The organism is Nostoc foliaceum FACHB-393, from assembly GCF_014698505.1.
Taxonomy (GTDB): domain Bacteria; phylum Cyanobacteriota; class Cyanobacteriia; order Cyanobacteriales; family Nostocaceae; genus Nostoc; species Nostoc foliaceum_A.
This window is the reverse complement of the sequence record NZ_JACJTD010000016.1, coordinates 30,955-44,550: the sequence shown is the minus strand read 5'-3', so window position 1 is coordinate 44,550 and position 13,596 is coordinate 30,955. Positions and strand designations below refer to the sequence as shown.

At 42.3% G+C, this 13,596-nt stretch carries 14 protein-coding genes and 1 pseudogene; 7 read left to right on the top strand and 8 right to left on the bottom strand.

Translation table 11 applies throughout. From position 1 onward, the window contains the following. Positions 1-171: 171 nt before the first annotated feature. A complete protein-coding gene (locus H6G92_RS15140) occupies positions 172-402 on the bottom strand; it encodes a hypothetical protein (RefSeq protein WP_190894487.1) in 231 nt (76 codons plus the stop codon). 244 nt (positions 403-646) lie between these two features. Between H6G92_RS15140 and H6G92_RS15135 the strand changes: the two genes are divergently transcribed. Next, the gene (locus H6G92_RS15135) at positions 647-1,126 is read left to right on the top strand and encodes a hypothetical protein (RefSeq protein WP_190894486.1); all 480 of its coding nucleotides are present in this window, start codon (positions 647-649) and stop codon (positions 1,124-1,126) included. Between the two features lie 13 nt (positions 1,127-1,139). Next, a complete protein-coding gene (locus H6G92_RS15130) occupies positions 1,140-1,427 on the top strand; it encodes a Mo-dependent nitrogenase C-terminal domain-containing protein (RefSeq protein ID WP_190894485.1) in 288 nt (95 codons plus the stop codon). 30 nt (positions 1,428-1,457) lie between these two features. Here the strand turns inward: H6G92_RS15130 and H6G92_RS15125 are convergent. The 3 genes and pseudogenes from H6G92_RS15125 to H6G92_RS15115 form a co-directional block, all read right to left on the bottom strand. Then, positions 1,458-1,709: pseudogene (locus H6G92_RS15125) on the bottom strand (GNAT family N-acetyltransferase); the annotation flags it as partial. Positions 1,710-1,845: 136 nt separating this feature from the next. Beyond that, positions 1,846-2,079, bottom strand: a complete 234-nt coding sequence (locus tag H6G92_RS15120; RefSeq protein WP_190894483.1) for an EF-hand domain-containing protein — start codon at positions 2,077-2,079, stop codon at positions 1,846-1,848. A 362-nt stretch (positions 2,080-2,441) separates the two neighbouring features. Beyond that, entirely contained in the window at positions 2,442-2,765 is a 324-nt protein-coding gene (locus tag H6G92_RS15115) for a hypothetical protein (protein WP_190894482.1), read from the bottom strand. Between the two features lie 3 nt (positions 2,766-2,768). Between H6G92_RS15115 and H6G92_RS15110 the strand changes: the two genes are divergently transcribed. Beyond that, positions 2,769-3,209: a transposase gene (locus tag H6G92_RS15110; protein ID WP_242059143.1), complete on the top strand. Its 441-nt coding sequence runs from the start codon at positions 2,769-2,771 to the stop codon at positions 3,207-3,209. A 309-nt stretch (positions 3,210-3,518) separates the two neighbouring features. Continuing rightward, positions 3,519-4,748, top strand: coding sequence for a tetratricopeptide repeat protein (locus tag H6G92_RS15105; RefSeq protein WP_190894481.1), 1,230 nt, complete (start codon positions 3,519-3,521; stop codon positions 4,746-4,748). 294 nt (positions 4,749-5,042) lie between these two features. Here H6G92_RS15105 and H6G92_RS40845 read toward each other — a convergent pair whose 3' ends face one another. From H6G92_RS40845 to H6G92_RS15085, 4 genes are all read right to left on the bottom strand, one after another. Next, positions 5,043-5,228, bottom strand: coding sequence for a WD40 repeat domain-containing protein (locus tag H6G92_RS40845; protein ID WP_313889969.1), 186 nt, complete (start codon positions 5,226-5,228; stop codon positions 5,043-5,045). Positions 5,229-5,334: 106 nt separating this feature from the next. Continuing rightward, positions 5,335-7,626, bottom strand: a complete 2,292-nt coding sequence (gene glgB, locus H6G92_RS15095; RefSeq protein WP_190894480.1) for a 1,4-alpha-glucan branching enzyme — start codon at positions 7,624-7,626, stop codon at positions 5,335-5,337. 189 nt (positions 7,627-7,815) lie between these two features. After that, positions 7,816-8,148, bottom strand: a complete 333-nt coding sequence (locus H6G92_RS15090) for a hypothetical protein (protein ID WP_190894560.1) — start codon at positions 8,146-8,148, stop codon at positions 7,816-7,818. A gap of 542 nt (positions 8,149-8,690) precedes the next feature. Next, positions 8,691-8,885, bottom strand: coding sequence for a hypothetical protein (locus H6G92_RS15085; RefSeq protein WP_190894479.1), 195 nt, complete (start codon positions 8,883-8,885; stop codon positions 8,691-8,693). Between the two features lie 505 nt (positions 8,886-9,390). Here H6G92_RS15085 and H6G92_RS15080 point away from each other — a divergent pair. The 3 genes from H6G92_RS15080 (at position 9,391) to H6G92_RS15070 (ending at position 13,523) form a co-directional block, all read left to right on the top strand. Then, the gene (locus H6G92_RS15080; RefSeq protein ID WP_190894478.1) at positions 9,391-10,089 is read left to right on the top strand and encodes a hypothetical protein; all 699 of its coding nucleotides are present in this window, start codon (positions 9,391-9,393) and stop codon (positions 10,087-10,089) included. Between the two features lie 243 nt (positions 10,090-10,332). Then, the gene (locus H6G92_RS15075; RefSeq protein ID WP_190894477.1) at positions 10,333-12,171 is read left to right on the top strand and encodes a peptidoglycan D,D-transpeptidase FtsI family protein; all 1,839 of its coding nucleotides are present in this window, start codon (positions 10,333-10,335) and stop codon (positions 12,169-12,171) included. A 236-nt stretch (positions 12,172-12,407) separates the two neighbouring features. Next, complete coding sequence (locus H6G92_RS15070) at positions 12,408-13,523, top strand: iron-containing redox enzyme family protein (protein ID WP_190894559.1); 1,116 nt, start codon at positions 12,408-12,410, stop codon at positions 13,521-13,523. The last annotated feature ends 73 nt before the right edge of the window (positions 13,524-13,596 follow it).

Genomic DNA, 13,596 nt, shown 5'->3' with positions numbered 1-13,596 from the left:
GCTGTTCTTTTTACTAGCGATCGCCACACTCAAAGGAGTTGCAACATCATGATTACACGTCTACAGTGGATTCCCCTCATCTCCAGTGTTGTTATAGGAGTCTGCTTGATTAACCTAGCTTCTTGGTGGGCTACTGTAGTCAATTAGTAGGACTTGTCTGATTAAAGATTTCTATTGGTTTAAATTTAGGAGTTCTGTGGAGGTCGGCAGGGGAGCAAGGGAGCAGGGGAGCAGAGGAGAGTTCAATGTGCCTTGTTCTTTCCCCTCTGCCCCTCTGCCCCTCTGCATTTCAAACTTGTGAGAAATGCGGACTAAACCAAGATCGCCTGCAACTCCCGCTCCAACACCTGAAACAAAGTTTGCGATCGCTGCCATATACATTTTTTGAAAAAGTCTCCTCATTCTTCACAGTTTCTCCATTTTTAGGTTTTAACTTCAATATAGAACCTATAAGAGATGGCTTGAACTGAAGTTTATTAGCTCAGTAGTAGTTATTGCTATATTTCTGAACCAAGCAAAAATTAAAGGATTTTCTCCAGAATAGAGTTTACCGCAATGATTGCAATCATTGCGATTATTTCTGCCTGGAGCAAGTTTCAAGATAGAGCTTAGAGGGAATTTTTTATAGCTAAAGGAGTGCAAAATTGTGCCAGATATCAATTATCTAGAAACCTTCAAATTCCAAATTGAGCTAATGGTTGACACCCTAAAGCTCCAGAACAAAGCAATCCTGAAATCTGTAGAGGAATTACTAACTGCTCTGGTTGGTTTTGAATATACCAGTGATATCTTGATGGCAGCAGTATTGCAATTATCTGAAACAGATGCTGATACTTGTCGTTGGACTTTACGTAATCTTCACGATATACAACATTTAGATGTTATAGAAGAACTCACTAAATTTGCAGTTACAAAATTAATCCATCAAGGCTTGATTCTTGGTCGAGACTTTAGCATTACTGCCAACAGCAGAATCATCCTCAATAGAAATGCTATGGATACCTTGGTGGCAGGTACTTCAACAACAGATTATCTTTTACTTGAAGAAATTTTGCAAGTTGTTGAATCACATTTTTTTAAAGACAAGCAAAACTCAACTTTAACCAGTCCTAAAATCGATTATTAAGGATGTTTGATAAGTGAAAAAATTAACTTTTCTCAATCATAAATTTGATTTACTGCACCCAGTACGCCAATGGCTTGAATCTATCGAAATTGATAATCCTAAGCTGGCAAAATTTCTGTGCAAAATGATTCCCGCTCATTGTCCTTTTGAACGGAAAATCAAATTTTTCAATCGCACCATCCTTCTCATTCCACCAATGTGCAAGCTGAATCCTTTCTACGAACAAATAGTTAGCCTTCGCTTCAAGTGCCTCTTATATCTAGCTGATGAGTGTAATGAAGATATAACAATTTATTGCTAATAAGTCGATTTCAATTGCCACTTATGCTGATCAGCTTAAATCTGTTTTCAGTAATCCATATAAATAATCATCAATCAACTTGCCGTCACGGTATAAGTGTTGACGTTGAATGCCTTCTAGCTTAAAGCCATTCTTCTCTAGAACTCGACGCGATCCCCAATTAAACTCAAATACTCTTGTCCAAAGACGAAGTAAACCGAGTTCTATGAAAGCATAGTGGAGGAAAACCTGAACAGTTTGTGTCATCATTCCCTGTCCCCAATAAGAGGAGGCAAGCCAGTAACCAAGCTCGTCAACTTGGGAGACTTTTCTTTTGGGTTAGCAAGTCACCAATGACCATCAAAATTGCAAATCCCTCAGAGCGTGGGCGCTTAGAGGGATTTTGGGTATTGATATTTGGTATTGGGTTTTTTGACTGCTAGGTTAAATTATTTGCTTTCTCAACTGCTGACTTGAACTCTTCAAAGGTAATACTACCATCAGAGTCTGAATCATAATTTACTAGTAATTCCTGGGGAGTACTGATATTTGTTTCTGATGAAATGATTGTACTTAAGCCAGGACTTAAAAAAAGATCATTAATGGAGATTTTGCCGTCTTGATCGGTATCTAATTTATCAAAAAGAGATTGAAGCTCTTGCTCGGTTGCCATAAGTTTCTATCAGAAGAACCGTTTTCAACTTAATATCTCATTAATTCAGAGATTAATCTCTCAAAATTAAATAAACTTGTTTCAATTGACGTAGAAACGGCTATCGCTAGGGCTTAGATTGGGTGTACGCTGTGGGTTATAGGGTTTACAGTCTAACGATGAAAATAAATCGACATGGACGCGCCTTCTTTCTAACGTAGTTAGATATACAGCTAATCTCCAGTCATGGCTTAGACATTCTCTTTAAAAACACAATGAACCACAAGACCACGAATTTTTGTATAATACCAAATTTATGTGAGGCTGCATAGAATAATTTCCTTGTCCGGCATGGAGTTTCAAGTGTTTGATTCTGTGCATCTTCATAGAGAATTGGTATGACCGTTATGTTCAACTACTGTAAGCGTTTGTTGCTCAATCGCATCAAGTAATTCAAGATGACAAACATGACCATGAATTTGAAAACACAGTTTGTTGCAGATATCAATATCTGGCTTTGTTGCTGCACGAACCACATATCCTAAAACTTTAAGTTGAAGCGCTGTACCTTTTAAAACAACAAGTGGTTCTCGCACGTGAAATCCGAGCTTGGTATATAAAAATAATGAACTACTATTATAGGCAGCTTGTACTAACCTGACACCTGCAAACTTCTGATGCCGTGCGTAATCTAGAACGTATTGCATTAGATGCTCATTCACACCCTGACTGAAGGCAATGGAATGCCGCTAGCTAACTCCACCACTCCCGCCAACGGTAACGAGCGAGAACAAGTAATACCCTTACTCGATAAAGTCAAACTTAAAACATTAAAACCTGGTAGACCACGTAAGCGAATCAAAGTACTGGCTGCTGATAAAGGTTATGACTCCAAAGAAAAACGTGCTGCTCTACGCAAAAGAGGTATTCGCCCTCAATGGCCAAAACGAGTTTGGAAAACCAAGAAAAACAGAGGAAGACCCATCAAAATTTCTGTTCCTAGATTTCAACAAGAGCGGTGTTTCGCTTGGTATCAACGCAAATACCGTCGTCTTGTGGTCAGATGGGAACGTCGAAAAGTTTATTTTGATGCATTTATTGACCTCGCTACCATCCACATCTGGATTAACAAAATATTATTAGTGGGATAGGTTCAATGCTTTTCTCTCCCTTGCCACAATCCATATCTGGATTAACAAAATTTTATTAGTGGGATAGATTCATGTATGGAGTCGTGCTGAAACTGAGCCAGTCAATCTGTCCGTGTGTCAAACCAAATTTGATGCAAGCTTGTTCCAGTTCTGTCATTTAAGAGTGAGCGCACATATCCAAAAGAATATGCTGATGCGATCGTTGCACTCAACGACTGTGATGCTTCGGAATTGCTGAAATAAGGTAAAAATAATAGGACATGGGGATAATTAACTCATGTAACTAACTCAAGGCAAGGTAAAGTAACCATGCTCAGGCGCTTAATTGGGATTGTGACTGCTGCTATACTCTTTAGCAGTTCCTTGACGCTGGCACAGACTAAAAAGCCCACACCACCGGATAGATTTCCACCTAGTCCCCTAGAAATTACCACACCCGATCCACTGCTACCACGTTTGCCCAAGGATAAACAGCCGTTAACTCTCCAAGAACAGCAAAAGTTAGAACCAGCGCTCGATGCCTTAAATCAAGAAGCAGCAGCGAAACTGCAAGCAGGAGATCAGGTGGCGGCGTTTGAAATTTGGAACCGGGAACTTCGCTTGCGGCGCTTTTTAGGTTCATTAGCAGAGGTGCAAGCACTATCACGAGTCGGGGCGATCGCTTGGCTGCAAAATGATGGGCAAGAAGTACAATATATTACGCAGCGATTGCAAGCAATTCAAAAGCAGGCACAATCTCAGAAAAAAACTGCCCAAATTGATCTAGAATTGTGGCGATCGCTAGGTGAGGCTTACCAAAATGTGCGATCGCCTAAACTAGCTGTTGAAGCTTATGACCAAGTTTTGTTAGTGGTGCGAGAGCAAAAAAATACAACCGCAGTAGTAGAAAACCTCAAGACAATTGGGGAACTACATTTGAGTTGGTTTGATTATCCCAAAGCCGCCCCAATCTACGAGGAATTATTGGGTTTAGCTACTTCTCAAGGCGAACGTGTAAACGAGGTAACATATCTGAAACGGCTGGCTTACATTTACGAGCAGACAAAAAAACCGCAGCAGTCATTGAATGTACTTAATAAATTAGCAGAAATTTACATCAATGAAAATAATCTTACTGAAATACCAGAATTAAAGCTAGCGATCGCTTCAAATTACGAATCTCTAGCAATGGAAAACCCTAACTTACTGCTAGAAGCTTTTAACAATTATCAACAAGCTTATATCACAGCTTGGCAATTACAGGAGTACGTTCGGGCTGGTGAAGCTTTGCAAAAGTTAATTGCGCTGTACCGTTCTCAAGGACAAACGGACGAGGCTTTGCAGGCTAGCCAAATTCTTGTGCAGACAGAGGCACAAGCTGCGAACTTTTACGGGCTGATGCAAGCTTATGATCAAATTGGGCAATTGTATCTAGAACGCAAAGAATTTTCTCAAGCACTAACAGCTTTTCAAAAAGGATTAGAAATAGCGCAACAACTCAAACATCAGGAAGCATACTTTACTGGGCAAATTGAAAAAGTCTCGAAAGCAAATTTGTAGCTAATATTTAGATAGTTGAATGGGAATTGAAAAACTTGATTAGTTACAATAGTGCCAATATTATCACCTCTGTTACAAGCTGCTAATGATTTTATTGAGACAGTTCACGGACTAAGCTATCGCCTGAAGCAGCTTTAATTTCTGGCTTTTGATTATATACCCGATTTTTACCCGATTCCTACCTGATATTTCCACAACTATTTTTTAAGGTGATAGATCCGAATAACTCCTCGGAACACCACATAGCAAAATCCCCTGAGCCAAATTATCTATTTGGTTTGGGGGGTTTTGATTTCAACTAATAAAAATACTCTTTGATGTAGTCTTGCCATCCTGACTCAAAGCTACTCGCCAAACCGATTTAGTATGCCCGCTGAGAGTATTTTGCAACTTACCTGTTTGCAAATTCCAAATTTTGATAGTTTTATCAGCACTCCCACTCACTAAAGTCTCTCCATCGGGGTTAATAGCAACAGAAATAACCGCATCTTTAATTTCTAGAGATGTCTACAGAGAGCTGAGATGAGTAGTTGTGAATAGGTGAAATTTATTTTATGTAGGGTGGGGCATCGCCCACCCTTCATCGTTATTCCAATGCCTCAGCAGTCTTCTTCTTATCCAACTTGAGAATTAATACTCCCAAAGGTGGCAAACACAAATCCAGCGAATAGGGACGACTGTGCAAAGACCAATCATCCGTCCACTTACCGCCTAAATTGCCCATATTACTGCCGCCATACTGACGCGCATCACTATTGAACAACTCGGTGTAAAATCCCTTTTGCGGTACACCTATGCGGTAGTGAGAATGGGGTTGTGGTGTAAAATTGCAAACGACGATCGCAAAATCATCAGAATCCTTGTCACGACGGATGAAGGAAACTACACTATGGCGATTATCGCTACAGTCAATCCACTCAAACCCAGGTTCAGCAAAATCCTGGGTGTACAAAACTGGTTCAGAACGGTAGAGATGGTTCAATTCCTGGAAAAACGTTTTTAACTGTTGGTGGGCTTCATGCTGCAATAAATGCCACTCCAAATCTGCCCAAGCATTCCACTCACTCCACTGCCCAAATTCCATGCTCATAAACATGGTTTTTTTGCCTGGGTGAGCAAACATATAGCTAAATAAACAACGGATATTAGCTAACTTTTGCCATGTATCCCCCGGCATTTTGCCGATGATATTGCTCTTGCCATGCACGACTTCATCGTGGGACAGAGCCAGCATAAAGTTCTCGCTGTGGTTGTACCACATACTAAAGGTGATGTTGTTTTGGTGGAACTGGCGGAACCAAGGGTCCATGCTGAAGTAATCCAGCATATCGTGCATCCAGCCCATATTCCACTTCAAATTAAAGCCCAGTCCCCCTGTGTAGGTGGGCCAAGATACCATTGGCCAGGAAGTAGATTCTTCAGCAATTGAGAGAATACCAGGGAAATAACTAAAGATAATGTGATTTACCTGACGCAGAAAATCTGCTGCTTCTAGATTTTCTCTGCCGCCGTACTGGTTGGGCAACCATTCTCCTGGTTTGCGGCAATAGTCGTTATAGAGCATTGAGGCAACAGCATCAACACGAATTCCATCAATGTGGTACTTGTCAAACCAGAAGAGGGCATTTGCTGCGAGAAAATTACTAACTTCATGGCGACCGTAGTTGAACACCAAAGTACCCCATTCTTTGTGTTCGCCCTTGCGGGGGTCAGCGTGTTCGTAGAGGTGGCTACCATCAAAGAAAGCTAAACCATGTCCATCTTTGGGGAAGTGACCGGGAACCCAATCTACAATTACCCCTATATCATTTTGGTGACATTTATCAACAAAATACATGAAATCTTCGGGGCTGCCAAAACGGGAGGTGGGGGCATAGTACCCGGTTACTTGATAACCCCAAGAACCATCAAAGGGATGCTCTGCAATGGGTAGCAATTCTAGATGGGTGTATCCCAATTCTTTGACATAAGGAATGAGTCGGTCTGCTAATTCCCGGTAGGTAAGGAAGCGTGCGCCGGGCTTTAGTTCAGAAACGACAACTACCGGTTCAGTTTCACCATTGGGCAGTTTCGCTGGTTCCGCACTTGAAGCGTGTAACCAAGAGCCTAAATGCACTTCATAGACTGAGACAGGCTGGGTGAGGGGGTCAGTGTGACGCCGCTTCTCCATCCAGTCTTTGTCACTCCAACTGTAAGAATTTAAATCAGTGACAATGGATGCGGTTTTTGGGCGGGGTTCCTGCTGAAAACCATAGGGATCAGATTTTTCGTAAATGTGCCCTTCAAAATTTTTGATTTCATATTTGTAATGCTCTCCCACACCGATTTCAGGAATAAACAATTCCCAAACCCCGGTGGGGCCTTTACGCATTTGGTGTTTCCGTCCATCCCAGAGGTTGAAGTCTCCCAACAATGAAACGTTGCGAGCGTTAGGTGCCCAAACTGCAAAATAAACGCCTTTAACGCCGCCTATTTCCGTGGGGTGCGCTCCCAGTTTTTCATATATCCGGTGATGGTTGCCTTCACTAAACAAATGCAAATCAAAGTCTGTCAAGTTAGGAGAACGGAAAGCGTAAGGGTCATAGGTGACTCGCTCATGTTCCCCTTCTTTAATCCGTAACTGGTAGTTTGCCAGTTCTGCGGTTTCAATCGTGCATTCAAAAAAGTGGGGATGATGCACTGTTTGCATTGGGTATTCCTTGCGTTGTTCAGGAAGAACCACCCATACTGCACTTGCATTTGGTAGATAGGCCCGCACAGCCCAGACAGTTTTGCCATCTTGTTCTATGGGATGAGAACCTAATATTTCAAAGGGATCGTTATGCTGATTCCAAACGATGCTGTTAACCTGTTCAGGGGCGATCGTGGTCATGGACATGAAGCTACCTAAGTGAAATAACGTGATTGACTAAATCTACTTTTTTAATATCTATATATATTCTTTACATTTATTTGCAATTTTGTCGCCACCGTTATCCTACATCAGAATGAGACATCAGTCTTTTTAGGAGGTGGGGAGTGGGGGAGATGTGGGAAAGCTTTTGACTTTTGACCCTTGAGTAATTTATCAAAAATTTAAAAATGGGAAAAACTGAAGTAACGTTTTACGTATGCGAAGCAAGAAAATCTGTTCCCGAATTTTGGGATCTAGTTTTGGTGGCGGGGCTTTTTGCAGCTGGGCTTGTAATTGGATGTATTCGGCAGCTGTTAGGAATTTTCCATCAATAGGCGATCGCGCTTCTATGATAATCTTTGTGCGTAATATTTCTTCTGGCGTATCCTCTGGTGGCGGTAATGCTATTACTGCTGATCCCCAATTGCTACTTAATATAACAAAGGTTGCGGTAATCACAATTAAGCCCAGTAATTTTATTAACTTTCTCGCTTTAACTCTCCCCATCTCCTGAACTGCGCTCACAACGCAGGATGAAAATCTGTTTTTCACGCACCCAATGGCCAATGCCCAATTTTCAAACTAGACATTAGAATTTTCCCAATAAAAATCTGGCAATATCAAGGGACATCACCAGGTCTCTTCTGATACGGAATAGAGTACAGGGAATGCTCAAGAGCAATTGCCAGCGATCGCGATTAATTGTTTTGCCCGATCAAAACTTAGGAATCTAAGGCATTCCCAGCACCAAACGAAAGAACTACTTTGCCTACAAGATAGCTTAGATTTACAGAACTCTACTCGTTTGAACGTGGAACAAGATTCGGTTAGGTGCAAATTTGAGCGGGACACTTGGTTGAGGACGTAATCCTCTTCACCAGTGTCCTCTACTTCCTACCTACTTAGCTGATTTTGAGCAAACTCTAGGCTCTGATACACCAACATAAGGATGTAGGTTTTCACGTGAACCTAATTAATTCAAGCTATGTAGTGAGGAACTTTCTCACAAAGCAGTTTTAGGCGTGATTTAAACTAAAGTTTAAGATGCCTTATTTAGGAGTAGCAGTGGTAGCGGGAGTCACTGCGGGAGTAGTAGCAGGTGTAGACCCAACAGGAGGTGCATCAGTTGGTTCACCTGTAGCAGCTGGAGTACTAGTACCAGCACCATCACCGCCACCTTCACAGGCTCCGAGAATTGTAGCCAGACTTAACATTAGAGCCAAACCAAAGATTTTTGTTTTCATAACTCCTCTTTCACCAATTGTGGCTAGAACAATTTTTCACCTGTTGAATACGATACCGTATTTATTGCTTTTTTTTAAATCCTGTGAGATTACATACTTCAAAAAAACAATCCTTTGGGGTATTCTTTTTCGGATTGGTTATCATACAGCCATCTGATTAGTTTCTCTTAACTCAGGAGCAAAACGGAGATTACCAAATTTTTTAGCAAACCGAGCTATCATAGCAAAAAATTTTATTTTTTTCACGGAGTATTGCACCTTGCTGCTCCGCGTTGCCATACTTTAGTTGCAATACCTAAAGTACAAGCTGTCCAGTTGCTAATCGCTGATTGCAAACATTGCAATATTTAGAGGATGCAAACATTGGTACAGCTACCTATCAGAACAGTTAAAAGGGTGTAGTGTGTTATGTGTGCTTATTGCACAGAAGGCGATTTTAACCTAAGCAAAAACAGACAATTAAGACAATCAATCTAAAGTACAGTATTTTCCATCTAAAAAATTTATGGTAGTTGCTCGTAAATCTGCTGTTTCTACAAGGGGTAATTGGTTCCGGCGAGATTCTATCCTTTCTTTAGGGAGGCGACGCTCTGCGCGTCTGGAGTCGGCAGCCCAGAGCGCTCCTATAGCCGCTGCCAAAGCCGCACCAGTATCCTCTCAAAGACGACAGCGTTCCTCGAAAAATCTCGCGGTTTCTCCCACAAATGAGGCAGTGATAACCAAATCGGTGAAACACTTGGATAGACAACAAGTGCCAAATCTCAATGAGCAGTCGAGTGCAAACCAGAAGACTCCGGGAGTAGGTTTTCTTCGCTTTCCCATAATGCCTAATTCTGGGGCGGCACCTTTATGGTTGCTGCGCTTGTATACCTTTCATCGTTATTCGACCGTTTTAGCGTTCTTGTTAGTAGCATCGACACTTGCTGTTTATGGCTGGACAGTATATTCTCAAGACCTTTGGAGTAAGTCATATCGCAGACTGCAAAACCTCCAACGTCATGAGCGGCTGCTGACGACAACCAACGCGACGTTGATAAATAAAATGGCTAAGGACGCAGAAGAATCAACAGCAAATCTGGTATCCCCGACTCCTCAAGGGATGATTTTCTTGCCTCCAGCATCTCATAGCCCTAAGCCAGTATCGTCTAACACAACGCCAAATTCTGAAACGCAACAGCAAATACTCTCGCCATTGGGATATTAATCGTAATTCGTAATTCGTAATTCAGAAGGTCGATTTATAGCAATTTTCAGGTAATTAAACCATACTGTATGCCTCCCTAGGAAAGATTTTGGTTCAAAAGTTATATGAAAAACGCTGTAATCTGAGTTCCTACTTCAGCTTGATTTTGGAGAATAGGTAAAAGGCTAAGAGTCATTAGTCATTAGTCGTTACGACTCAGACTTGTGGCAAATGACAAATGACTAATGACAAAGGACGAAATCAATGCAGAAGTCACCAAGTAGAACAAAATTGAGAAAGTTTCGGAATCCAGCATTCAAAAGGCGACAGAAGGATTCTAAACGAGGGTTCTTGGGAACACTTGCCTCTAGTATCCAAGAACAAACATCCAATACCAAGTCCCGACTGTTCATAGTATGGAGCATATTAATGGCAGCAGGGTTGGGCTTGGGTATCAAATTGTATAATCTGCAAATTGTCAAGGGCCCAAAGTTAACCCAGCAGGCACGAAACCAGCAAATGATGAATTTGCGACCTTTTATGCCCCGTCGCCCGGTGGTAGATCGCAATAGTAATCTGTTGGCGATTGACCGTCCTGTATATACTTTGTACGCTCATCCCAAGCTGTTTGATAAGTCTAATGAAGAGATAGCAGAGCGACTTGCCCCAATATTGGCAAAAGATACTGCTGAATTGGTGAAAACTTTTCAAAGCAAAAGAAGTGGAATTATACTTACTCCAGCCCTACCCGAAGAAATTATTGATCGCGTCACTTCTTTGCGCTTAAATGGCTTGGAGTTAATTCAAAAATACTCCCGATTTTATCCGTCAGACGATTTGGTTTCTGACGTGGTGGGTTATGTGAATATTGACCGTCGTGGTCAAGCGGGTGTGGAATACTCTCAAGAGAAGTTGCTAGAACGTCCTGTGCAAACGGTGCGGCTCAGTCGGTCGGGTAATGGGGCCGTGATGCCGGATCATGCGCCCGAAGGTTTTTTACATTTTGATGATTTGCGGCTGCAACTCACTATCGATAGCCGTCTGCAACGAATTGCCCGCGTTACGCTTAAACAGCAGATGGAAAAGTTTGACGCCAAACGTGGGGCGGTAATTGTAATGGATGCGTTGGATGGTTCCTTACTCGCCCTCGTTTCTCAGCCTACCTATAACCCTAATGAATACGCTAAAGCTAATATCTCGCTATTTAAAAACTGGACGGTGGCGGATCTTTATGAACCGGGATCGACTTTTAAGCCTTTGAATGTGGCGATCGCTCTAGAGAATGGTGTCATCAAAGCAGATGATATGTTTAATGACTCCGGTTCCATTCGAGTAGCTAATTACACCATCAAAAATGCTATGAACAATGGTTATGGGCAAATCAACATTGCTCAAATCTTGCAAAATTCCAGCAACATTGGCATGGTGCAAATTATCCAACGTTTAAAGCCTTCAATCTACTACAACTGGCTAGAACGCTTGGGGCTAGGACAAAAAGTTGATACAGATTTACCTTTTGAAGTTGGTGGTCGGCTCAAAAGTCAAGAAGAATTTATCGCTTCGCCAATTGAACCAGCTACTACTTCCTTTGGGCAAGGCTTTTCTATGACACCGTTACAGCTAGTGCAAATGCACGGTGCTTTAGCCAATGGTGGGAAGTTGGTAACACCCCATGTAGTTCGAGGGCTGATTGATACCAAAGGGCAGATGCATGATTCACCCTCTCGCACCATACCACGCCAAATTTTCTCAGCCGCAACAGCCCAAAAGGTTGTGGAAATGATGGAAACTGTTGTCGATGAAGGTAGCGGGAAGCCGTCACAAATTCCGGGATATCGCATTGCTGGTAAAACTGGTACAGCCCAAAAAGCAAGTCCTAATGGTGGCTATATCAAGGGTGCTAGAATGACCAGCTTCGTGGCTATTTTGCCTGTGGAATCTCCTCGATATGTAGTGTTCGCACTGGTGGATGAGCCAAAAGGAGAAAGTGCCTATGGTTCTACTGTCGCCGCACCAATTGTGAAGTCGGTGATCGAAGCACTGATTCCTCTTGAGGAGATTCCGCCCAGTAAGGAGATTGAGCAGCAGCCGAAAGCGCCGTAGGGAGTGGGGAGATGAGGAAGCAGAGGGGCAGGGGAGACGAGGGGACAAGGTGACTTAAGTGAGAACATGCAACAAGTCTTTCCCTTCCCCTTGTCCCCAATGCCCTTTTCCTTTTTTCCTCTAGACTTAATCTTTCTTTATAACCAAGGAAAGAGGTAGAGAAAGCTACTCGTGTGGGAAGTTAAGTATTAGAGATGAAACTAATTTCTTACTTTTCCAAATCTACCAAAGATTCCATGCAAAGCAATTTAGTTATATTTCCTAACGCTGGAGCTGCGAAAAAGAGCACGCAAACAGAAGAAAGAACAATTACCAACTACGACCGTGCTGAGGAACAATTTATAGAACTGCTAGCAATGGAGGATTTGGATCATCAACTAGATGTAAAACCTGCAATAGCTAGTGAGTTTGAACAGGCGCTCTCAAGGGCAATTCGCGCCGCCTATAAAAACGATCGCTCTGATGAACAGGCTCACCGTTTTCTCCAACGAATACTTTATCGAATTAATCGGCTAAAACTGTTTTGGTACGACGATTTGCGGCACTATATCAACGAGCGATCGCTTTACTTGTGTTCATGTCGTGACCAAATTGAAGCTGCTTGGCAAAAGTGGGAACTGGCACAAATCGATGTAGCTGCATTGCAACTATTAGATGTAAAACAAGCGCTAATTGAGCGCACATCTGCCGATTTAGATCCGCCTTTGTCGGACAGTAGTCGCTATATTCGTGAGGAAATGACTGAAGCCGGCTATCGTCACCTGCTAGCGATCGGCTCTTTTGATGGCTTGGTTGAAGCTAGTCATCTTTCGCGCATTTTGGGTGGTGTTGCTAATGAAGTGCAGTGTACCCTGATGCGAGTACTAATAGAAGAATACGGCAATGGTCGTTTATCTCGCAAGCACTCTACATTTTTTGCCCAAATGCTTGCTGAATTTGGAATGAATACTGAACCAGAGGCATATTTCGATTTAGTACCTTGGGAAGTTTTGGCTTCTACAAATCATAATTTTCTGGTGACTGAACGCAAACGCTATTTCTTGCGTTACAGCGGCGGTTTGACCTATTTTGAAGTGGCTGGCCCTGCGGTTTACAAAAATTATATGATGGCGGCGCAACGACTGGGACTTTCAGAAGTAGCGGTGGGTTATTGGGAACTGCACATCAGGGAAGATGAACGCCACGGCCGTTGGATGTTAGATGATGTGGCTTTGCCATTAGCAGAACGATATCCCAATGATGCATGGGAACTGGTGCTTGGGTATGACCAGCAGAAACTCATGAGCGATCGCGCTGGTGCTGCTGTTGTGCGATCGATACGCGAAGCCAAACAATCCGCCTTACTTATCTAAGAAATCTAAAAAATTAGAAATTAAAAATGGCAGAGTTTTTCTGGCATTTCTAATTTGATGTTTCTAAATCATC

Coding starts and splice junctions, on each gene's coding strand:
- H6G92_RS15080 (WP_190894478.1), top strand. CDS start 9,391: ATGGTAGTTGCTCGTAAATCTGCTGTTTCTACAAGGGGTAATTGGTTC.
- H6G92_RS15090 (WP_190894560.1), bottom strand. CDS start 8,148: ATGGGGAGAGTTAAAGCGAGAAAGTTAATAAAATTACTGGGCTTAATT.
- H6G92_RS15070 (WP_190894559.1), top strand. CDS start 12,408: ATGCAAAGCAATTTAGTTATATTTCCTAACGCTGGAGCTGCGAAAAAG.
- H6G92_RS15120 (WP_190894483.1), bottom strand. CDS start 2,079: ATGGCAACCGAGCAAGAGCTTCAATCTCTTTTTGATAAATTAGATACC.
- H6G92_RS15115 (WP_190894482.1), bottom strand. CDS start 2,765: ATGCAATACGTTCTAGATTACGCACGGCATCAGAAGTTTGCAGGTGTC.
- H6G92_RS15140 (WP_190894487.1), bottom strand. CDS start 402: ATGAGGAGACTTTTTCAAAAAATGTATATGGCAGCGATCGCAAACTTT.
- H6G92_RS15110 (WP_242059143.1), top strand. CDS start 2,769: ATGCTCATTCACACCCTGACTGAAGGCAATGGAATGCCGCTAGCTAAC.
- glgB (WP_190894480.1), bottom strand. CDS start 7,626: ATGTCCATGACCACGATCGCCCCTGAACAGGTTAACAGCATCGTTTGG.
- H6G92_RS15085 (WP_190894479.1), bottom strand. CDS start 8,885: ATGAAAACAAAAATCTTTGGTTTGGCTCTAATGTTAAGTCTGGCTACA.
- H6G92_RS15105 (WP_190894481.1), top strand. CDS start 3,519: ATGCTCAGGCGCTTAATTGGGATTGTGACTGCTGCTATACTCTTTAGC.
- H6G92_RS15075 (WP_190894477.1), top strand. CDS start 10,333: ATGCAGAAGTCACCAAGTAGAACAAAATTGAGAAAGTTTCGGAATCCA.